Genomic DNA, 17,277 nt, shown 5'->3' with positions numbered 1-17,277 from the left:
CTATCCAAATAGACTAGGCTCTCGCAGCTCTTTTATTTTATAGCTTCTTCTGTGGATAGGACTGTATCCGTATTTTTTTATAAGTTCTATATGCTTTTTAGTCCCGTAACCTTTATGTGATTCAAATTCCCACTGTGGATATTGTTTAGCAAGTTCTAATATATCTCGATCATGAGTAACTTTTGCAATTATAGAAGCTGCACTTACCTCTTCTACTTTTCCATCTGCTTTTACCATTGTCTCAAGATTGTTTACGCCAAAAGTTGAGTTCCCATCAAATAGATAGTTTTTTGCATCGAGTGAATCAAGAATCTCTTTTAGTCCTAAACTAAGACACTTAGAAATACCATTTTCATCGATCTCTTTAGCTGAAAACTTTACAACATGGTATGTAGAATTTTGTATTATTATCTCAAATAACTCTTCTCTTTTTTTTTCAGTAAGCTTTTTAGAATCATTCAAACCATCTACACTGCCCGTTAATATACATCCTGCCATTACCAGATCACCTGCAATCGGACCACGACCTGCTTCATCTATGCCACAAAGAGACATCTATTTGCTATCTCTTGTAAGTGACATACTGTTTTGCATAGTTTGTATCTCTATATTTGCAGGAATAACTATTTTGGAATCAACTTTTAGTTTTTTAGATTTGGTTTTTTTCTCATAATCCATATTAGAGAGTATATGCTTTATGGTATTTATACGTGCTGTTTTCTTGTCATCTGACTTTATAACAGTCCATGGTGCATGATCGGTATGTGAAGCAAGCAGCATAGAATATTTTGTCATCGAGTAGTCATCCCATAGATCTTGTGCTTTTTGATCTACATCTGAGAGTTTAAATTGTTTTAGTGGATCAGTTTTACGTTTGTCAAAACGTTTACCTTGTTCCTCTTTACTTATAGAGAAGTAAAATTTGAAAATTTGAATTCCAGAGTTATCAAGCATTTTCTCTAACTCAGGTACCTCATGTAAAAACTCTGAATGCTCCTCTTGAGAACAAAAGTCCATAACTCTCTCAACTCCGGCACGGTTATACCAACTTCTGTCAAACAATACTATTTCTCCTGCTGATGGAAGATGCTGTACATAGCGTTGAAAATACCATTGAGTTTTTTCTTTATCACTTGGTTTATCTAGTGCAACAACTCTTGCACCACGTGGATTTAGGTGTTCTATTACCCTTTTTATAGTACCACCTTTTCCGGCAGCGTCACGACCTTCAAAGATCATAAGAACTTTAAGACCGTGTTTTTTAACATGGTTTTGCATCTTAAGAAGTTCGATCTGAAGCATACGAAGCTCATCTTCATAATCTAAGACCTCTTCTTTTATCCATACCGGTACACGTTTTTTCTTTTTACCGCTATTGCGTTTTTCATCTTCTAAAAGTTGTTCAACCTCTTTTTTACGTCTATCAGGATGAACAAATTCAGATTTATCTTTTGCACCCTCAAGTGCATCTTCAACCATTTTTCTTTTAGAACCCATATTAAGCCTCCTCTTAGTCTCCTAATGCCCATATATCAAATGGTATCATTTCTATCCTTGAAAAAGGATGAGATATGATTGCTTCATTATTCATAGTGATCGCAGTAACTTGAGTTATACCGTTTGTTACTATAAAAGCTTCTAAACTTTCCACTTTTTTAAATAAACTTCTTTCATCTGCAAAAGGCATAGAAAGGATTATTTCACTGTCATTAGGCAGATAAAAATCTATACCATCATCATAAAACATTTCATGTTTGTGTTTTAACAACTCCAAAAATAGCATATTCTCAAAAAGTCTGCCAAAGTGTTTTTGACTTACAAGTGCAGACTTTAATGATATATCGCACAGATATACTTTTTTTGTAGCTTTTTTATGATTGTATTTATATAGTAAATGTATATAGTTTTTTGCTACCAAGCTATCAAAGCTTCTATATAGTTTGTCTTTTGATACTTTTTGAATTTGTTTTAGCCTCTCATATATAGAAAAAGGCGATAACTTCAAAGAGTTCATTCTTGCACATATTTTTAAAATCTCAAACTCTTGGGCATCCAAAGTGTAAGATAGTGTTTTTTGTATATATATGTTTCTCTCATCAGAGTTGATCTTATGCATTGCTGGATAAGCACCAAGCTGAAAGAAATGATTAAGAGCTGTTGAATCGTATTTGTGCTCATAAGCTAAGAACTCTTCATAATCCAGAGGATAAAGTGTTACACTTGTAAGGTACTCATTATCTATAGGTACTTCAGATGTTATGATAAGCTGAGATACATTTGGAATTTTAAACTCTTCTATATAGTTATCGTACACAAGTATATCTATCTTATTCTCTATACAAAAAGAAGAGATATATTTGTTAAACTCATCCAGTTCTATTCTTACATCAGAGCAATCTATATATAAATAGGTATTTTTTTTTAGAGTTAAAAGGTAGTTTTTTACTAACTTTGTTTTTCCAACCTGAGATATACCATTTATTTGATAACTGATATCTTCTTCTAAAAACAGTTTTCTAAATTGAAATTTATTAACAATAAGATCGGTTTTATAAAATTCTTCAAGTAAATTTTGCATAGTGTAATTTTAGCACTTCCTTTTTAAAAGGAAATAAAATTTAGAATATTTTAAAATTTACCCCCTAAATCCTTGAATATCAGAAACAATCTCGGTATAATTCCGCTCCCTTAAATAGTTAGCACGCAAAAAATTAAATAGCTAACGAGTTCTTTAGAAGGAAAATTATGGAAAAAATTCGTTTGAAATTGAAAGCTTACGATCATCGTGTATTAGATAGATCAGTAGCGTCAATCGTAGAGGCTGTTAAACGTACTGGTGCGGTTATCCGTGGTCCAATACCTTTACCAACAAAAATTCGTAAATATACAGTTTTAAAATCACCACACGTAAACAAAAGTTCACGTGAGCAATTTGAAATTCGTATGCACGCTAGAATGATCGATATCGTTTCTGCTACTCCAGAGACTGTTGATTCATTAATGAAACTTGACTTAGCACCAGAAGTAGACGTAGAAGTACGTTCTATGGATAAGTAAGGAGAACATCGTGGAATTTATAGTTGAAAAAATCGGTATGAGCCGTACAATTAACGTACCAAGTAAACCAGTTACTTTATTAAAAGTAGTTGATGCTAAAGTATGTGAAGTAAACGATGGCACTGCAATTGTAGCTTACAATAGCGGTAAAAAAATGAATAAATCAATTGAAGGTCAACAAAAGAAGTATAGCCTTTCATCTGAGTTCAACCGTTTTGTTACTTTAGAAGTAGCAAACACTGAAGCTGGTGATTTAGATTTAACTCCATTAGCAGAAGCTAAAGTTTTAAAATCTACTTTCACAACTAAAGGTCGCGGTTTTTCTGGTGCTATGAAGCGTTGGAACTTTGGTGGTGGTCCTGCATCTCACGGTCACAGATTTGGTCGTAGAACAGGTTCAATCGGTAATGCTGAGTGGCCAGGTCGTGTAATGAAAGGGCGTAAGATGCCTGGACAATACGGAAATGTACAAAATAGTGTTAAAAATGAAATCGTTTCTTTCGATGCTGAAAATGGTGTAATCGCTGTTTTAGGTTCAGTATCTGGTGCAAACGGATCATTAGGTCGTGTAAAGGTAGCTAAATAATGAGCGCAATCGTTTTAAATGAAAAAATGGAAAAAGCATCTGAGTTAGCACTACCAGAGAGTTTCGCAGGTATTAACCCTCATAACTTATACCTATATGTAAAGTCGGCTCAAGCAGCTGCACGTGCTAATACAGCAGTTACAAAAGGTAGAAGTGACGTAAGAGGTGGTGGTAAGAAGCCATGGGCTCAAAAAGGTGGTGGACGTGCACGTGCTGGTTCACGTCGTTCTCCAGTATTCGTAGGCGGGGGTAAAGCTTTTGGTTCACAAAACAACCGTAACTATGATTTAAAAGTAAATAAAAAGCAGAAAAAACTTGCTTTAAACTTTGCTTTAAATGAGCATGCACAAAATGGTAGTCTATTCATCGTAGACAGCATCGCAGTTGAGTCTGGTAAAACTAAAGACGCATACGCAATGTTTAAAGCACTTGGTCAAAGAGATACTCTTTTTGTTAAGTCTTTATTAGATGAAAAAACTTTTTTAGCGTTTGAAAACATTGCTGATACTTATGTTATCGAGTCTAATGAATTAAACGCATACTTAGCTGCAAACTATCGTTCAATCGTGATCGAAAAAGCAGTATGGGAAACTCTAGTAGGTGAGGCGAAATAATGGCTGATATTACAGATATTAAATCTATTATGTATACAGAGAAGACTCTTGGAATGCAAGAAGATGGTGTAATCGTTGTACAAACATCTCCTCGTATGACTAAGACTGGTCTTAAAGAGGTTTTTCGTGAGTACTTTGGAATCGTTCCAACAAATGTAAACTCACTTAATCAAAGCGGAAAAGTTAAACGTTTCCGTGGTGTACCTGGTAAACAAAATGACTTCAAAAAGTTCTATGTTAAATTACCAGAAGGTGCACAAATAGAAAGTTTGGCGGTGTAACATGGCAATGAAAACTTATAGACCGATAACACCATCTCGTCGTTTTTATACAAATATTGATAGCTCTGACATTACAGCTAAAGCAAGTGTTCGTTCACTTCTTAAAAAGCTTCCTGTTCACGCTGGTCGTAACAGCAATGGTCGTATCACTTCTCGTCATAAAGAGGGTGGAGCTAAGAAACTTTATCGTATCATCGATTTCAAAAGAAATAAATTTGATATTCCAGGTACAGTAAGTGCGATTGAGTATGATCCATACCGTAACTGTCGTATTGCATTAATTACATACGCTGACGGTGAAAAAAGATATATCATTCAACCAAAAGGTTTAAATGTAGGTGATAAAGTTCAATCTGCTGAAGGTGGATTAGACGTTAAGCCTGGTAATACAATGAAACTTAAAAACATCCCTGTTGGTACATTAGTACACAACATTGAGCTTAAAACTGGTAAAGGCGGACAAATGGTTCGTTCAGCTGGAACATCTGCTCAAATTATGGGTCGTGATGGTAAATATGTTTCTCTACGTATGCCTTCATCTGAGATGCGTTTAGTACTTGGTGAGTGTTTAGCTACTTGTGGTGTTGTTGGTAACGAAGAGTACTCTAACATCGTATTCGCTAAAGCTGGTCGTACTCGTCACATGGGTATTCGTCCTCAAACTCGTGGTTCTGCGATGAACCCAATTGATCACCCGCATGGTGGTGGTGAAGGTAAAACGAATTCAGGTCGTCACCCAGTTACTCCTTGGGGTAAACCAACGAAGGGTGCTAAAACTCGTCGTAAAAAAGCAAGTGATAAATTAATTATTACTCGTCGTAAACCAAATGCTAAAAGGGTAGGATAATATGGCTCGTTCAGTTAAAAAAGGTCCTTTCGTAGATGATCATTTAATGAAAAAAGTTATCAAAGCTAAAGAAAGCGGTGATAAAAAACCTATAAAAACTTGGTCAAGAAGATCTATGGTTCTTCCTGATTTCGTTGGTTTAACATTAAATGTTCACAATGGTCGCCAATTCGTTCCTGTATTCGTTACAGAGAATCACATTGGTTATAAACTTGGTGAATTCGCTCCAACTCGTACATTCAAGGGCCACAAGGGCTCAGTTCAGAAGAAAGGGTAAGGCATGGCTAGAGCATTATTAAAATTTATTCGTGTATCACCAATTAAATCTCGTCTAATTGCTAGAGAGATTCAAGGTATGAATGCTGAAGAAGCACTTGCAGCTTTAGAATTCACTCCAAACAAAGCGGCTAAAATTATCTCTAAAGTTGTTGCATCTGCAGTAGCTAATAGTGGTAACGAAGCTGAAGATTGTACAATCACATCATGTCGTGTTGACAATGGTCCAGTACTAAAACGTTTCCGTCCACGTGCTCGTGGTATGGCTTCAGGTATTAGAAAACCAACAGCACATATCTTAGTAGAAGTAGAGGGTAAATAGAATGGGTCAAAAAGTTAATCCTATTGGTTTACGTCTTGGAATCAACCGTAACTGGGAGAGCAGATGGTTTCCTAACTTTAAAACTGCTCCAGCAGCTTTAGGTGAAGATCACAAGATTCGTACATATTTAAAGAAAGAGTTATACTATGCTGGTGTTTCTAACATCATCATTGAAAGAACTGTTAAGCGTCTTCGTGTAACTATCGTTGCAGCTCGCCCTGGTATCATCATCGGGAAAAAAGGTGCTGACATTGAGAAACTTAAAAACAATCTTCAAAAGCTTATCGGAAAAGCTATTTCGGTAAACATTAAAGAAGAGAAAAAAGCTAACATCTCTGGTCAATTAGTTGCTGAGAATGTTGCTACTCAACTTGAGCGTCGTGTTGCGTTTAGACGTGCGATGAAAAAAGTTATGCAAAATGCACAAAGAAGTGGTGCTAAAGGTATTAAAGTATCTGTAAGTGGTCGTCTTGGTGGAGCTGAAATGGCTCGTACTGAGTGGTACTTAGAAGGTCGTGTTCCTTTACATACTCTACGTGCTAAAATCGATTATGGTTTCGCTGAAGCTCATACTACATACGGAATTATCGGTATCAAAGTATGGATCTTCAAAGGTGAGGTACTAACAAAAGGTATCCCTGCAGAAGCTAAAGAAGAGAAAAAAGAGCGTCGCACAAGAAAACCGCGTCGTGAAAATAGTGAAAAGGCGGAATAGACTATGTTAATGCCAAAAAGAACTAAATACCGTAAAATGATGAAAGGGCGTAACCGTGGTTATGCTCGTAGTGGATACAAGATCTCTTTTGGTTCTATTGCTATTAAAGCAGTAGAAGCAGGTCGTATCAACTCACGTCAAATTGAGGCTGCTCGTATCACATCTACTCGTGCGATTAATCGTCAAGGTAAGATCTGGATACGTGTTTTTCCTGCTAAACCGTTAACTAAACGTCCTCTTGAAGTACGTATGGGTAAAGGTAAGGGTCCAATCGATCAGTATGTTATGAACATCAAACCTGGTCGTATCATTTTTGAAATGGCTGGTGTAAATGAAGAGTTAGCTCGTAAAGCTTTAACTTTAGCACAACACAAGTTACCGTTCAAAACTAAAATTATTACTGCGGAGATGAGCAATGAAATATTCTGATTTAGCAGATAAAACAGTAGCTGAGCTTGAGGCAATGTTAAAAGAGAAGAAAACTGAGCTTTTCACTCTTAAGATAAAAAAACAAATGATGCAATTACAAAATACTAGTGAACTTAAAGTTGCTAAAAAAGATATTGCACGCATTAACACTGCTATCACTGCAGCAGCGAAGTAGGGGTTTGTAGATGACACATAAACGTGAAATTCAAGGTAATGTAGTAAAAATTGCAGGTAACAAAACAGCAACTATCGTTGTTGAGCGCCGTGTAATGCACCCACGTTACCACAAAGTTGTTAAAAAGTTCAAAAACTATCTTATCCATGATGAGAACAATGAACTAAAAGTTGGTGACGAGGTTGTAGCTGTAGAATGTCGTCCATTATCTAAGACTAAATCTTTTAGACTTAAATCAGTGGTAAAAGGAGCAGAGTAATGATCCAAAGTTTTACTCGTTTAAATGTAGCTGATAACACAGGTGCTAAAGAGATTATGTGTATTAAGGTGCTTGGTGGTTCTAAGCGTCGTTATGCAAGAGTAGGTGACGTTATCGTTGCTTCTGTTAAAAAAGCGACTCCAACTGCTAAAGTTAAAAAAGGTAAAGTTGTAAAAGCTGTTATCGTTAGAACTGCTAAAGAGGTTCACCGTGAAAACGGTTCTCTTATCCGTTTTGATGACAATGCAGCTGTTATACTTGATGACAAGAGAGAACCAATCGGTACTCGTATTTTCGGCCCTGTTGCTCGTGAAGTACGTTACGCTGGTTTCATGAAAATCGTTTCTCTTGCACCGGAGGTTGTTTAATGGCAAAGTTTAATTTCAAAAAAGGCGATACTGTAGAGATTATCGCTGGAGATGATAAAGGTACAAAAGCAACAGTACTAGCTGTATTACCTAAGAAAAACAAGGTAATAGTAGAGGGTTGTAAAGTTGCTAAAAAAGCTGTAAAACCAACTGAAGAAAACACTAAAGGCGGACACGTTAATAAAGAGATGCCAATAGATGTTTCAAATGTTCGTAAAGTGGAGGCGTAATTATGGCTCGTATGAAAGAAAAATATTTAGGCCTAAAAGCTGAGCTTCAAAAAGATCTTGAGATAGCTAACGTAATGCAAGTTCCTGCATTAGAAAAAATTGTTATCTCTGTTGGTGCTGGTTTTGCAATGAAAGATAACAAGCTTATCCAAAACATAGAAGACACTATTACTAAGATAGCTGGTCAAAAAGCATCTACAGTAATCGCTAAGAAATCAGTAGCTGGTTTTAAAGTTCGTGAAGGTATGCCGGTTGGTGTACGTGTTACTCTTCGTGGTGAAAACATGTATAACTTCTTTGATCGTTTAGTTTCTATAGCTCTTCCACGTGTGAAAGATTTCCGTGGTGTTCCAAGAAATGGTTTTGATGGTCGTGGTAACTATAACTTTGGTTTGCAAGAGCAATTAATCTTCCCGGAGATTACATATGACTCAATTATGCAAATCCACGGTATGAACATTACAGTTGTAACTACAGCTGAAAATGATAAGGCAGGATTTGCTCTATTAGAGAAATTAGGTATGCCTTTTACTAAAGGGAGTAACTAATGGCTAAGAAGTCTATGATCGCTAAAGCGGCACGTGAACCTAAGTTTAAAGTTCGTGGATATACAAGATGTCAAATCTGTGGTCGTCCACATTCAGTATTAAGAGACTTTGGTATTTGTCGTGTTTGTTTTAGAAAAATGGCAAATGAAGGTATGATCCCAGGTGTTAGAAAGTCAAGCTGGTAGGCAAAAGCCTCTCAGTTTGAAACTCCTAACAATAGCAGTCGTAAGACTTGCAGAATAAGGAATTTAAAAATGATTAATGATTTAGTATCAGATGCGTTAACTCGTATCCGTAATGCTGGTATGAGAAAACTAGATGTTACTACACTTGTTCACTCTAAGAGTGTTGAAGCTTTAGCTAACATTTTAGTAGAAAAAGGTTATCTTGATAGTTGTAACGTTATTGAAGACGGTATTAAAAAAACTATCAAGGTTGTATTAAAGTATGATGATAACGGTAACACTGTGATCAATGAAATGAAAAGAGTATCTAAACCTGGTAGACGTGTTTACAAAGGTAAAGATGAGATCAAACGTTTCAAAAATGGTTACGGTACTATTGTAGTATCTACATCTAAAGGCGTTCTTCCTAACGATAAAGCTTACGAGCTTGGTATCGGTGGTGAAGTAATGTGTACTATTTGGTAGGAAGGAGATAACATGTCAAGAATTGGAAAAAACCCAGTAGATTGTACAGCTGATGTAAAAGTTAGTGCAAATGGTAATGTTATCACTTTCTCTAAAGGTAACAAAAGCGTTGATTTAGATACAAAAGGAAATGTTGATTTCAATATAGATGGAAACATCATCACTTTTGCAACAAAATCTCAAGAGAGACAAGATAGAGCATTCTGGGGTACTTACCGTGCACTAGCTCAAAACATTGTAACTGGTTTAACTGCAGGTTACCAAAAACAACTTGAGATCAACGGTGTTGGTTACAGAGCTGCTGTTCAAGGTAAAGTTCTTAACTTACAATTAGGTTTTTCACACGATATCAACTATGATCTACCAGAAGGTTTAGAAGCATCAGTTGATAAAAACGTGATTACATTAAAAAGTCATGACAAACAATTAGTTGGTCAATGTGCAGCTGAAATCAGATCTTTCCGTCCGCCAGAGCCTTATAAAGGTAAAGGTGTTAAATATGTTGAAGAGCATATTGTACGTAAAGCTGGTAAGACAGCGGCTAAATAGAGGAGGGCATATTAGATGAACGCAAAAGTATTAAAAAATAAATTAGCTTCTCGCATAAAGCGTAAGCGTCGTATTCGTGCAAAAATATCTGGTAGTGCTACACTTCCTCGTGTTTCTGTGTTCCGTTCAAACCGTTATTTAACTGTTCAAGCTATAGATGATACTACAGCTACAACAATTATCGGAATGAATTCAAAAGCTATCAATCAAAAAGCTAACAAAGAGAGTGCAGCTGCACTTGGTGAGGCATTTGCTGCTAAACTTAAAGAAGCTAAAATCTCTGAAATTGTTTTTGATAGAAATGGTTACCAATACCACGGTGTTATTGCTGCATTTGGTGACGCACTTCGTGCAAACGAAATTAAGTTCTAGGGGTTAAGATGGAAATCAATAGAGAAGATTTTGAAGAATCAATTGTAAATATAGGTCGTGTAACTAAAGTTGTAAAAGGTGGTCGTAGATTTCGTTTTACTGCATTAGTTGTAGTTGGTGACAAAAATGGTACTGTTGGATTTGGAACTGGTAAAGCTAAAGAGGTTCCTGATGCAATCAAAAAAGCTGTTGACGAAGCATTTAAAAACTTAACTAAAGTTAGTATCAAAGGTACTACAATAGCACATGATATTGAGCACAAGTTCAATGCAAGTCGTGTTTTATTAAAACCAGCATCTGAAGGTACTGGTGTTATCTCTGGTGGTGCTATGCGTCCAGTTTTAGAGTTAGCAGGTGTTCAAGATATTTTAACTAAGTCAATTGGCTCAAATAATCCAAATACTGTTGTTCGTGCTACTATTGAAGCATTAGCAAAATTAAAAGGATAATCAAATGGGTATTGAAAATTTAACTCCGGCTGAGGGTTCAACTTCTAACTCTAAAAGAGTTGGTCGTGGACAAGGTTCTGGTATGGGTAAGACTGCTACTCGTGGTCAAAAAGGTCAGAAATCTCGTTCAGGTTATAAGAGAAAAAGAAACTTCATTGGTGGTCAGTTACCACTAGCGAAGATTCTTCCAAAAATCGGTTTCCATTCTAAGAATGTTAAACCTTATGTAATTAATGTTGAAAAAATCAAAGCAGTAGCTGAGCTTGAAGAGATCACAATGGAATCAATCCGTGGTGTTCACAAAATAGCTGCTTCTGTAGAGAAAGTTAAATTAGTTGGTGCATCTGCAAAAGATTTAGCATCAAAAATTAAAGACGACAACGTTACTACTACAGGAAAATAATCGTGAATAAAAATCTAGTTAATAAGATACTTATTACAATCGGGTTTTTATTTATTTACCGCCTACTGGCATACGTGCCAGTTCCTGGCGTTGATACTGCTGTTATAGCTTCATTCTTCGACTCACATCAATCAGATGCACTAGGTCTTTTTAATATGTTCAGTGGAAACGCTGTTGAGAGACTATCTATAATTTCACTTGGTATTATGCCTTATATCACTGCTTCAATCATCATGGAACTTTTAGCTGCAACTTTTGCACCATTAGGTCAGATGAAAAAAGAGCGTGACGGTATGGTTAAATACATGCAGATAATTCGTTACGCTACTATTGTTATAACAATTATTCAAGCTATAGGTGTAAGTGTAGGACTTCAAAGTTTAACTGGACCAAACGGCAATAGTGCTATTTTAGCTGATCACAACACTTTCATTTTACTTGCTGCTGTTTCTATGCTAGCTGGTACAATGCTTCTTATGTGGATTGGTGAGCAGATCACTCAAAACGGTATTGGTAACGGTATCAGTTTAATTATCTTTGCAGGTATAGTTTCAGCTATTCCTTCAGCTATTGGACAAACTATTGAGATGGTTAACACTGGTGCTATGAGTTTCTTAACTGTATTAGCAATACTGGCTTTAATCTTAGCTACTGTAGGTATTATAATCTACGTTGAGCTTGGTGAGAGACGTGTACCTGTTACATATGCTAAGAAAACTATGATGCAAAATCAAAATAAAAGAGTGATGAACTATATACCTATTAAGGTTAACTTATCAGGTGTTATTCCTGTTATCTTCGCATCTGCTATTTTGATGTTTCCTATGACAGTTTTATCATCAAGTACTAACCCTACGATTGTTGCTATAGCTGATTTATTAAATCCAAATGGTTACTTCTTTCAGTTTTTAACATTTGTATTTGTTGTTTTCTTTGCATTTTTCTATGCATCGATCACTTTTAATGCAAAAGATATATCTGATAACCTAAAAAGACAAGGTGGATTTATCCCTGGTATTCGTACTGGTGATGCTACAAAAGAGTTCTTAAATGTAACAGCTTCAAATTTAACTGTTACAGGTGCTTTTTATCTTGGTCTTGTAGCGACACTACCTTTCATGATCATTCATGGAATGGGTGTTGGATTCTTCTTTGGTGGTACTGCAGTATTAATCGTTGTTCAAGTTGCACTTGATACTATGAGAAAAATAGAGGCTCAAATTTACATGAGTAAGTATGAAACTCTAAGTGCAGTTGGTCTATAAAAAATGGCGATCACGCTAAAAAAACCGCTAGAGATAGAAAAACTTCGCGCCGCTAACAAAATTGTTGCCGGCGCTCTTGAACTTCTTAGAGAAAACACCAAAGCAGGTGTTTCCTTAAAAGAGTTAGACGCTATGGCTGAAGATTATATTTTGAGCCAAGGTGCTAAACCATCTTTTAAAGGTCTTTATGGCTTTCCCTCTTCTGTATGTACATCACTAAATCAAGTTATTATCCACGGTATTCCAAACGATTATAAACTCCAAGAAGGAGATATTATAGGTTACGATATTGGTACTGAGCTTGATGGTTGGTTTGGTGATGCTGCCATAACAGTTGGAGTTGGAGAGATCTCTGAAGCAGATAAAAAGCTTATAGCTTGTGCTGAAGAATCTCTTTATGAAGCTATTGAGAGTATTAAAGAAGGTATGAGATTTAAAGAACTATCACAAGTTCTAGAAAATTCTATTCGTTCACGTGGATTTGTACCTCTTTATGACTTCTGTGGTCATGGAATTGGTAAAAAACCTCATGAAGAACCAGAGATACCAAATTACCTAGAGCATGGTAATGCTAAATCTGGGCCTAAGATTAAAAACGGAATGGTTTTTTGTATAGAGCCTATGATTTGTCAAAAAGATACTGCAAAAGTTATCTTGGAAAATGGTTGGGATGTTGTTAGTGCCGATGGATTGAACGGTTCACACTATGAGCATACTGTTGCGGTTGTAAACGGTAAAGCTGAAATATTATCGAAAATTTAATAAAGGTTTAGAAAATGGCAAAAGCTGATGTTATCGAAGTAGATGGCAAGATTGTTGAGGCTTTACCTAATGCAACATTTCGTGTTGAATTAGATAACGGACACGTGATATTATGTCACATAGCTGGTAAGATGCGTATGCACTACATCAAAATCCTGCCTGGAGACAAAGTTAAACTTGAACTTACTCCATACTCTTTAGACAAGGGTCGTATCACTTACAGATACAAATAGTAGATTTGCATCAAATATAGATGCATAATCTACCTTTTTACACTAAAAATTCCATATTTAATTTTTTAGCATAACTGCTTAACATTGCACATTCGAAATCATTGTTTGTAGCATAGCTATATCCAAAACATTTATCCCATAATTCGTGATCTTCCATACACATATAAAAGAAAACTTTATCATCTCCATTTTGCCAAGGTTTAAAAGATTCATATGCTGATTTGAACATATCTATTTTAGTTTGAAGTGGATATGATGTCTTACCACTCGCATCAATATGTGGAATTTGTGTTATTTTAGTTTTAAAATCACGTCCACGAAGTTGTTTAATTACAGGTTTTATAAAAGTAAGAGTTCCAAAACTAACAAGGACAACCTCTTTAGGAACAAACTCATTTATTAAACGTTCATAGATATTTTTATATTCTTGTAAATAGTTTTCATACTCAACTATAGGGTGAAAATGAAAACCAACCTTTATTCCTTTGTCTGCTAATCTTCTAGCACTAAGTATACGTTTGTCTAGTGAAGCAGTAAGGTGTTCTTCATTATCTATAATTGTTTTAGTATTCAAACTCCAAGTCACTATTATGTTCTTAGGCACATCATTATCTAGAAAGTATTTTATATTATCTGATTTTGTTTTGAACTCTAAAATCACGTTTGGATTGTTTTTGGCAAAATCAAACAAAGCATCCAAGACACCCTCACGGTTTCCAAACATGAGTGAATCAGAACTTTGACCAGTACCGATATGATATGTTTTATTCTTTTCAAGTTTTAGATTTTTTAGTTTTTCTGCAAAACCTTTATCAAATGTAATCGTATTTTGATTGTAAAAACTCTGAATTGAACAATATGAGCAATCAAATCCGCAACTCTCTACTGCATCAAGTGTTAGTAAATTACAACATCTTGTCTTTTCACTTGCTACAGGGCATAGCCCCAATCCAAAACCTTGTTTTTCTGCTACTTTAAATTTAAATTTTTGCTCAGAATTTACAATATGAGGTGTAAAGTTATTATAAGAGTTTTGTTTGTTTTTTAGAAATTCATAATCTTTTTTTATTTTTGTAATTACTGCTTTTTTATGATCATTAGCAGGAAATATATCTATAATACTTCTTTCATCCCATAAGTTAAGATCTCTACTAATATCTATAATTTGCTTTATATCTTGATGAGAAAACTTAAGTTCAAAAGCCTTATGTTTGATAAAATTTTGTTCTTCTATAGAGAGCTTATTGAAAAAAGTATTTTCGATTGCTTTTGTAAATTTTTCTTCATATGTATTCATAATGGAATTTTATCGAAAGTTTTGCAATTTGACATATTTTTAAATATTATTAATTTTTTTTGCAAATATACACTATATAAACTTTGTATGATAAAGGAGTTGATATGATACTCGGTAAATGCCCCTATTGTGATGATGGGATGATAGAAGTAAGAGAAAAAGAAGTATCAGGCAAAAAAGTAAAATTGTATGCTTGCTCAAACGCACATTGGACTACTGAGGATGGTGAGATGTTTGAACTTCGCGCGGATGCAAGTTGTGATTTTCGTGTATGGCAAAACTCTTTGGCTAGATATGGAAAATGGCTTAGCTATAAAGATATGAAAGATCTACTGAATGACGAATCAATAGAGGTAGAACTAATAAGTAAAAAATTTGGTAAAAAAACATACTACAACAAGCATATAAGTTTAAATCCTGAGTATGGTGTAAGTGTAATTTGGGATTAGAATTTGTAATTTAACAATACCGCTTAATAAAAATTTTAAATATACTTGGGTATAATTCGCGTCTGCTTTGCTGTTTTAACATAAAAGTTAGAGTGTTTTTACCTATGTAAATATACGTAGATAAAAGTATTGGCAAGCACAATTGTAGCTAGCCTAGAAGCAGCAAAGAAATAACACACAGGAGACTTTCAATGAAAGTAAGAGCTTCAGTAAAGAAGATGTGTGATGACTGTAAAGTTATCAAAAGAAAAGGTATTGTAAGAGTAATCTGCAAGAACCCAAAACATAAACAAAGACAAGGGTAATTATGGCTCGTATATCAGGTGTTGATTTACCAAAGAAAAAAAGAGTAGAGTATGGTCTAACATACATCTACGGGATTGGTTTACATACTTCACGTCTTATATTAGACGCTACAGGTATTGACTATAATAAGAGAGTTTTCGAACTTTCTCAAGAAGAAGTAGCAGCTATTACAAATGAAATCCGTGATAACCACATGGTTGAAGGTGATCTTCGTAAACAAGTTGCAATGGATATTAAAGCACTTATGGATTTAGGTTCATATAGAGGTTTACGTCACCGTCGTGGTCTTCCATGTCGTGGTCAAAAAACTAAAACGAATGCTCGTACTCGTAAGGGTAAGAAAAAAACTGTTGGTTCAGCGTAAGGAAGTAGATTATGGCAAAAAGAAAAGCTGTTAGAAAAAAAGTAGTAAAGAAAAATATTGCTCGTGGTATCTGTCATATCGCAGCATCGTTTAATAACACTTTAGTGACTATCACAGATGAGATGGGTAACATGATTGCTTGGAGTTCTGCTGGTTCTTTAGGATTCAAAGGTTCTAAAAAATCTACTCCGTTCGCTGCTCAAGCTGCTGTTGAAGCTGCTGTTGAAAAAGCACAAGTACATGGTATCAAAGAGCTTGGAATTAAAGTACAAGGTCCAGGTAGTGGTCGTGAGACTGCAGTAAAATCAGTTGGTGCAATTGAGGGAATTCGTGTTACATTTATGAAAGACGTTACTCCATTACCACACAACGGTTGTCGCGCACCTAAGCGTCGTAGAGTTTAAGGAGATTACTGATGGCAAGATATAGAGGTCCAGTAGAAAAAATCGAAAGAAGATTTGGTGTAAGCCTTAACCTAAAAGGTGAGCGTCGTTTAGCAGGAAAATCTGCAATTGACAAGCGTCCATATGGTCCAGGTCAACATGGTCAACGTCGTAAAAAAGTTTCTGAGTATGGTTTACAACTCAATGAAAAGCAAAAAGCGAAATTCATGTATGGTGTTTCTGAGAAACAATTCCGTGCATTATTCGTAGAAGCAAAACGTCGTGAAGGAAATACAGGTACGAACCTTGTTACTCTTATCGAGCAAAGACTTGATAACGTAGTATATCGTATGGGATTTGCTTCAACACGTCGTTTCGCACGCCAATTAGTGACACATGGTCACTTACTTGTTGATGGTAAAAAAGTGGATATCCCTTCTTACCGTGTAAAACCAGGTCAAAAAATTGAAGTTCGTGAATCAAGCAAGAAAAACGTACAAGTTGTTCGCGCTTTGGAACTTACAAACCAAACTGGTTTAGCTCCATGGGTTGATATCGATGCTGAGAAGGTATTTGGTATTTTTACTCGTTTACCAGAACGTGAAGAGGTTGTTATTCCAGTTGAAGAACGTTTAATCGTTGAACTTTACTCGAAATAATAATTAAAACAAAGGCGTTTGAGAATGAAAAAAATTAAAACTACTCCACTTGCTCCTCAAGAATTTGAGGTAGAACAGATTAGTGAGAATGAAGCTAACATTATAGCGTTCCCTTTTGAAACAGGGTATGCTATCTCTTTAGCTCACCCACTTCGCCGTTTTTTATTAAGTAGCTCAGTTGGTTATGCTCCAATAGCTATTAAAATTGAGGGTGCTAGACATGAGTTTGACTCAGTACGTGGTATGCTTGAAGATATTTCGGACTTCATTTTAAACCTTAAAGATATTCGCTTTAAGTTATTAAATGGAGCGACGGAAGCTGAAGTAAACTATAGCTTTGCTGGTCCATGTGAAGTAAAAGGGAGTGATCTTAATAGTGATGCAGTTGAAATTGTGACTCCAGAGACACATTTGGCTACATTAAATGAA

At 35.5% G+C, this 17,277-nt stretch carries 32 protein-coding genes and 1 pseudogene; 29 read left to right on the top strand and 4 right to left on the bottom strand.

Annotation, left to right across the window (positions count from 1 at the left end):
- Genes ABZA65_RS11335 through ABZA65_RS11325 form a run of 3 tightly spaced genes read right to left on the bottom strand, consistent with a single transcriptional unit; the run spans window position 1 to window position 2,578 of the window.
- Complete coding sequence (locus ABZA65_RS11335) at window positions 1-555, bottom strand: ribonuclease HII (RefSeq protein WP_373073710.1); 555 nt, start codon at window positions 553-555, stop codon at window positions 1-3.
- Window positions 556-1,497 carry a polyphosphate kinase 2 gene (gene ppk2 / locus ABZA65_RS11330; protein ID WP_373073708.1) on the bottom strand — a complete coding sequence of 314 codons (942 nt, stop codon included), beginning with the start codon at window positions 1,495-1,497 and terminating at the stop codon, window positions 556-558. It abuts the gene before it with no gap.
- A 13-nt stretch (window positions 1,498-1,510) separates the two neighbouring features.
- On the bottom strand, window positions 1,511-2,578 hold the full coding sequence (locus ABZA65_RS11325; RefSeq protein WP_373073706.1) for an ATP-binding protein: 1,068 nt from the start codon (window positions 2,576-2,578) through the stop codon (window positions 1,511-1,513).
- Window positions 2,579-2,745: 167 nt separating this feature from the next.
- Here ABZA65_RS11325 and rpsJ point away from each other — a divergent pair, with 167 nt between their 5' ends.
- The 23 genes from rpsJ to infA all read left to right on the top strand — a co-directional run bounded on the left by rpsJ (window position 2,746) and on the right by infA (window position 13,390).
- Window positions 2,746-3,057, top strand: coding sequence for a 30S ribosomal protein S10 (gene rpsJ / locus ABZA65_RS11320; RefSeq protein WP_152306372.1), 312 nt, complete (start codon window positions 2,746-2,748; stop codon window positions 3,055-3,057).
- A 10-nt stretch (window positions 3,058-3,067) separates the two neighbouring features.
- Window positions 3,068-3,643, top strand: coding sequence for a 50S ribosomal protein L3 (rplC, locus tag ABZA65_RS11315; RefSeq protein WP_373073705.1), 576 nt, complete (start codon window positions 3,068-3,070; stop codon window positions 3,641-3,643).
- Window positions 3,643-4,257 (top strand): 50S ribosomal protein L4, encoded by a 615-nt coding sequence (gene rplD / locus ABZA65_RS11310; RefSeq protein ID WP_373073704.1) that lies wholly within the window; start codon window positions 3,643-3,645, stop codon window positions 4,255-4,257. The genes rplC and rplD overlap by 1 nt, the downstream gene beginning before the upstream one ends.
- Window positions 4,257-4,538: a 50S ribosomal protein L23 gene (locus ABZA65_RS11305; protein ID WP_373073702.1), complete on the top strand. Its 282-nt coding sequence runs from the start codon at window positions 4,257-4,259 to the stop codon at window positions 4,536-4,538. Before rplD ends, ABZA65_RS11305 begins: the two co-directional genes overlap by 1 nt.
- Before the next feature lies 1 nt (window position 4,539).
- On the top strand, window positions 4,540-5,385 hold the full coding sequence (gene rplB / locus ABZA65_RS11300) for a 50S ribosomal protein L2 (RefSeq protein WP_373073701.1): 846 nt from the start codon (window positions 4,540-4,542) through the stop codon (window positions 5,383-5,385).
- Window position 5,386: 1 nt separating this feature from the next.
- The gene (rpsS, locus tag ABZA65_RS11295; RefSeq protein ID WP_373073700.1) at window positions 5,387-5,662 is read left to right on the top strand and encodes a 30S ribosomal protein S19; all 276 of its coding nucleotides are present in this window, start codon (window positions 5,387-5,389) and stop codon (window positions 5,660-5,662) included.
- Between the two features lie 3 nt (window positions 5,663-5,665).
- Entirely contained in the window at window positions 5,666-5,983 is a 318-nt protein-coding gene (gene rplV / locus ABZA65_RS11290; protein ID WP_152306378.1) for a 50S ribosomal protein L22, read from the top strand.
- A gap of 1 nt (window position 5,984) precedes the next feature.
- Window positions 5,985-6,698, top strand: coding sequence for a 30S ribosomal protein S3 (gene rpsC, locus ABZA65_RS11285; protein WP_373073698.1), 714 nt, complete (start codon window positions 5,985-5,987; stop codon window positions 6,696-6,698).
- Window positions 6,699-6,701: 3 nt separating this feature from the next.
- The gene (rplP, locus tag ABZA65_RS11280; RefSeq protein ID WP_373073697.1) at window positions 6,702-7,127 is read left to right on the top strand and encodes a 50S ribosomal protein L16; all 426 of its coding nucleotides are present in this window, start codon (window positions 6,702-6,704) and stop codon (window positions 7,125-7,127) included.
- Window positions 7,114-7,302, top strand: a complete 189-nt coding sequence (gene rpmC, locus ABZA65_RS11275) for a 50S ribosomal protein L29 (RefSeq protein ID WP_373073695.1) — start codon at window positions 7,114-7,116, stop codon at window positions 7,300-7,302. The genes rplP and rpmC overlap by 14 nt, the downstream gene beginning before the upstream one ends.
- A gap of 10 nt (window positions 7,303-7,312) precedes the next feature.
- A complete protein-coding gene (rpsQ, locus tag ABZA65_RS11270; RefSeq protein ID WP_373073693.1) occupies window positions 7,313-7,561 on the top strand; it encodes a 30S ribosomal protein S17 in 249 nt (82 codons plus the stop codon).
- Complete coding sequence (rplN, locus tag ABZA65_RS11265; RefSeq protein WP_373073691.1) at window positions 7,561-7,929, top strand: 50S ribosomal protein L14; 369 nt, start codon at window positions 7,561-7,563, stop codon at window positions 7,927-7,929. The genes rpsQ and rplN overlap by 1 nt, the downstream gene beginning before the upstream one ends.
- On the top strand, window positions 7,929-8,159 hold the full coding sequence (rplX, locus tag ABZA65_RS11260) for a 50S ribosomal protein L24 (RefSeq protein WP_373073689.1): 231 nt from the start codon (window positions 7,929-7,931) through the stop codon (window positions 8,157-8,159). Before rplN ends, rplX begins: the two co-directional genes overlap by 1 nt.
- A 2-nt stretch (window positions 8,160-8,161) precedes the next feature.
- On the top strand, window positions 8,162-8,707 hold the full coding sequence (rplE, locus tag ABZA65_RS11255; RefSeq protein ID WP_373073687.1) for a 50S ribosomal protein L5: 546 nt from the start codon (window positions 8,162-8,164) through the stop codon (window positions 8,705-8,707).
- Window positions 8,707-8,892, top strand: a complete 186-nt coding sequence (locus ABZA65_RS11250) for a type Z 30S ribosomal protein S14 (protein ID WP_373073685.1) — start codon at window positions 8,707-8,709, stop codon at window positions 8,890-8,892. The genes rplE and ABZA65_RS11250 overlap by 1 nt, the downstream gene beginning before the upstream one ends.
- Before the next feature lie 69 nt (window positions 8,893-8,961).
- Window positions 8,962-9,357 carry a 30S ribosomal protein S8 gene (gene rpsH, locus ABZA65_RS11245; protein ID WP_373073683.1) on the top strand — a complete coding sequence of 132 codons (396 nt, stop codon included), beginning with the start codon at window positions 8,962-8,964 and terminating at the stop codon, window positions 9,355-9,357.
- 12 nt (window positions 9,358-9,369) lie between these two features.
- Window positions 9,370-9,906 (top strand): 50S ribosomal protein L6, encoded by a 537-nt coding sequence (rplF, locus tag ABZA65_RS11240; RefSeq protein ID WP_373073681.1) that lies wholly within the window; start codon window positions 9,370-9,372, stop codon window positions 9,904-9,906.
- A gap of 15 nt (window positions 9,907-9,921) precedes the next feature.
- Entirely contained in the window at window positions 9,922-10,278 is a 357-nt protein-coding gene (rplR, locus tag ABZA65_RS11235; protein ID WP_373073679.1) for a 50S ribosomal protein L18, read from the top strand.
- An 8-nt stretch (window positions 10,279-10,286) separates the two neighbouring features.
- Window positions 10,287-10,727, top strand: coding sequence for a 30S ribosomal protein S5 (rpsE, locus tag ABZA65_RS11230; RefSeq protein WP_373073677.1), 441 nt, complete (start codon window positions 10,287-10,289; stop codon window positions 10,725-10,727).
- 4 nt (window positions 10,728-10,731) lie between these two features.
- Window positions 10,732-11,130 carry a 50S ribosomal protein L15 gene (gene rplO / locus ABZA65_RS11225; protein WP_373073675.1) on the top strand — a complete coding sequence of 133 codons (399 nt, stop codon included), beginning with the start codon at window positions 10,732-10,734 and terminating at the stop codon, window positions 11,128-11,130.
- A gap of 2 nt (window positions 11,131-11,132) precedes the next feature.
- On the top strand, window positions 11,133-12,395 hold the full coding sequence (secY, locus tag ABZA65_RS11220) for a preprotein translocase subunit SecY (RefSeq protein ID WP_373073673.1): 1,263 nt from the start codon (window positions 11,133-11,135) through the stop codon (window positions 12,393-12,395).
- A 3-nt stretch (window positions 12,396-12,398) separates the two neighbouring features.
- Window positions 12,399-13,157 (top strand): type I methionyl aminopeptidase, encoded by a 759-nt coding sequence (gene map / locus ABZA65_RS11215; RefSeq protein WP_373073671.1) that lies wholly within the window; start codon window positions 12,399-12,401, stop codon window positions 13,155-13,157.
- Between the two features lie 14 nt (window positions 13,158-13,171).
- Window positions 13,172-13,390 (top strand): translation initiation factor IF-1, encoded by a 219-nt coding sequence (infA, locus tag ABZA65_RS11210; RefSeq protein WP_152306394.1) that lies wholly within the window; start codon window positions 13,172-13,174, stop codon window positions 13,388-13,390.
- A gap of 37 nt (window positions 13,391-13,427) precedes the next feature.
- Here infA and ABZA65_RS11205 read toward each other — a convergent pair whose 3' ends face one another.
- Complete coding sequence (locus ABZA65_RS11205; RefSeq protein ID WP_373073669.1) at window positions 13,428-14,687, bottom strand: radical SAM protein; 1,260 nt, start codon at window positions 14,685-14,687, stop codon at window positions 13,428-13,430.
- A 104-nt stretch (window positions 14,688-14,791) separates the two neighbouring features.
- Between ABZA65_RS11205 and ABZA65_RS11200 the strand changes: the two genes are divergently transcribed.
- From ABZA65_RS11200 to ABZA65_RS11175, 6 genes and pseudogenes are all read left to right on the top strand, one after another.
- On the top strand, window positions 14,792-15,136 hold the full coding sequence (locus ABZA65_RS11200; RefSeq protein ID WP_373073667.1) for a hypothetical protein: 345 nt from the start codon (window positions 14,792-14,794) through the stop codon (window positions 15,134-15,136).
- Between the two features lie 191 nt (window positions 15,137-15,327).
- Window positions 15,328-15,441, top strand: a complete 114-nt coding sequence (gene rpmJ / locus ABZA65_RS11195; RefSeq protein WP_152306398.1) for a 50S ribosomal protein L36 — start codon at window positions 15,328-15,330, stop codon at window positions 15,439-15,441.
- A 2-nt stretch (window positions 15,442-15,443) separates the two neighbouring features.
- A complete protein-coding gene (gene rpsM, locus ABZA65_RS11190; RefSeq protein ID WP_373073664.1) occupies window positions 15,444-15,806 on the top strand; it encodes a 30S ribosomal protein S13 in 363 nt (120 codons plus the stop codon).
- Between the two features lie 11 nt (window positions 15,807-15,817).
- The gene (gene rpsK / locus ABZA65_RS11185) at window positions 15,818-16,210 is read left to right on the top strand and encodes a 30S ribosomal protein S11 (RefSeq protein WP_152306400.1); all 393 of its coding nucleotides are present in this window, start codon (window positions 15,818-15,820) and stop codon (window positions 16,208-16,210) included.
- Between the two features lie 11 nt (window positions 16,211-16,221).
- Entirely contained in the window at window positions 16,222-16,848 is a 627-nt protein-coding gene (rpsD, locus tag ABZA65_RS11180) for a 30S ribosomal protein S4 (RefSeq protein WP_373073662.1), read from the top strand.
- Window positions 16,849-16,872: 24 nt separating this feature from the next.
- Window positions 16,873-17,277, top strand: a pseudogene (locus tag ABZA65_RS11175) (DNA-directed RNA polymerase subunit alpha); the annotation flags it as partial.

The organism is Sulfurimonas sp., from assembly GCF_041583195.1.
In the GTDB taxonomy this organism is placed as follows: Bacteria; Campylobacterota; Campylobacteria; order Campylobacterales; family Sulfurimonadaceae; genus Sulfurimonas.
The sequence above is the reverse complement of the archived record's forward strand: the minus strand, read 5'-3'. Positions and strand labels throughout refer to the sequence as shown.

Bases quoted from the DNA above. Each gene is read 5' to 3' on its own strand.
- rplV (WP_152306378.1), top strand. From the start codon at position 5,666: ATGGCTAGAGCATTATTAAAATTTATTCGTGTATCACCAATTAAATCT.
- rplB (WP_373073701.1), top strand. From the start codon at position 4,540: ATGGCAATGAAAACTTATAGACCGATAACACCATCTCGTCGTTTTTAT.
- rpsM (WP_373073664.1), top strand. From the start codon at position 15,444: ATGGCTCGTATATCAGGTGTTGATTTACCAAAGAAAAAAAGAGTAGAG.
- rplX (WP_373073689.1), top strand. From the start codon at position 7,929: ATGGCAAAGTTTAATTTCAAAAAAGGCGATACTGTAGAGATTATCGCT.
- rplP (WP_373073697.1), top strand. From the start codon at position 6,702: ATGTTAATGCCAAAAAGAACTAAATACCGTAAAATGATGAAAGGGCGT.
- rpsQ (WP_373073693.1), top strand. From the start codon at position 7,313: ATGACACATAAACGTGAAATTCAAGGTAATGTAGTAAAAATTGCAGGT.
- rpmC (WP_373073695.1), top strand. From the start codon at position 7,114: ATGAAATATTCTGATTTAGCAGATAAAACAGTAGCTGAGCTTGAGGCA.
- ABZA65_RS11325 (WP_373073706.1), bottom strand. From the start codon at position 2,578: ATGCAAAATTTACTTGAAGAATTTTATAAAACCGATCTTATTGTTAAT.
- rplE (WP_373073687.1), top strand. From the start codon at position 8,162: ATGGCTCGTATGAAAGAAAAATATTTAGGCCTAAAAGCTGAGCTTCAA.
- rplO (WP_373073675.1), top strand. From the start codon at position 10,732: ATGGGTATTGAAAATTTAACTCCGGCTGAGGGTTCAACTTCTAACTCT.
- ABZA65_RS11205 (WP_373073669.1), bottom strand. From the start codon at position 14,687: ATGAATACATATGAAGAAAAATTTACAAAAGCAATCGAAAATACTTTT.
- rplR (WP_373073679.1), top strand. From the start codon at position 9,922: ATGAACGCAAAAGTATTAAAAAATAAATTAGCTTCTCGCATAAAGCGT.
- ABZA65_RS11250 (WP_373073685.1), top strand. From the start codon at position 8,707: ATGGCTAAGAAGTCTATGATCGCTAAAGCGGCACGTGAACCTAAGTTT.
- rpmJ (WP_152306398.1), top strand. From the start codon at position 15,328: ATGAAAGTAAGAGCTTCAGTAAAGAAGATGTGTGATGACTGTAAAGTT.
- ABZA65_RS11335 (WP_373073710.1), bottom strand. From the start codon at position 555: ATGTCTCTTTGTGGCATAGATGAAGCAGGTCGTGGTCCGATTGCAGGT.
- ABZA65_RS11200 (WP_373073667.1), top strand. From the start codon at position 14,792: ATGATACTCGGTAAATGCCCCTATTGTGATGATGGGATGATAGAAGTA.
- rpsD (WP_373073662.1), top strand. From the start codon at position 16,222: ATGGCAAGATATAGAGGTCCAGTAGAAAAAATCGAAAGAAGATTTGGT.
- rplD (WP_373073704.1), top strand. From the start codon at position 3,643: ATGAGCGCAATCGTTTTAAATGAAAAAATGGAAAAAGCATCTGAGTTA.
- infA (WP_152306394.1), top strand. From the start codon at position 13,172: ATGGCAAAAGCTGATGTTATCGAAGTAGATGGCAAGATTGTTGAGGCT.
- ppk2 (WP_373073708.1), bottom strand. From the start codon at position 1,497: ATGGGTTCTAAAAGAAAAATGGTTGAAGATGCACTTGAGGGTGCAAAA.
- rpsH (WP_373073683.1), top strand. From the start codon at position 8,962: ATGATTAATGATTTAGTATCAGATGCGTTAACTCGTATCCGTAATGCT.
- rpsS (WP_373073700.1), top strand. From the start codon at position 5,387: ATGGCTCGTTCAGTTAAAAAAGGTCCTTTCGTAGATGATCATTTAATG.
- rpsK (WP_152306400.1), top strand. From the start codon at position 15,818: ATGGCAAAAAGAAAAGCTGTTAGAAAAAAAGTAGTAAAGAAAAATATT.
- rpsE (WP_373073677.1), top strand. From the start codon at position 10,287: ATGGAAATCAATAGAGAAGATTTTGAAGAATCAATTGTAAATATAGGT.
- rpsJ (WP_152306372.1), top strand. From the start codon at position 2,746: ATGGAAAAAATTCGTTTGAAATTGAAAGCTTACGATCATCGTGTATTA.
- ABZA65_RS11305 (WP_373073702.1), top strand. From the start codon at position 4,257: ATGGCTGATATTACAGATATTAAATCTATTATGTATACAGAGAAGACT.
- rplF (WP_373073681.1), top strand. From the start codon at position 9,370: ATGTCAAGAATTGGAAAAAACCCAGTAGATTGTACAGCTGATGTAAAA.
- rpsC (WP_373073698.1), top strand. From the start codon at position 5,985: ATGGGTCAAAAAGTTAATCCTATTGGTTTACGTCTTGGAATCAACCGT.
- map (WP_373073671.1), top strand. From the start codon at position 12,399: ATGGCGATCACGCTAAAAAAACCGCTAGAGATAGAAAAACTTCGCGCC.
- rplN (WP_373073691.1), top strand. From the start codon at position 7,561: ATGATCCAAAGTTTTACTCGTTTAAATGTAGCTGATAACACAGGTGCT.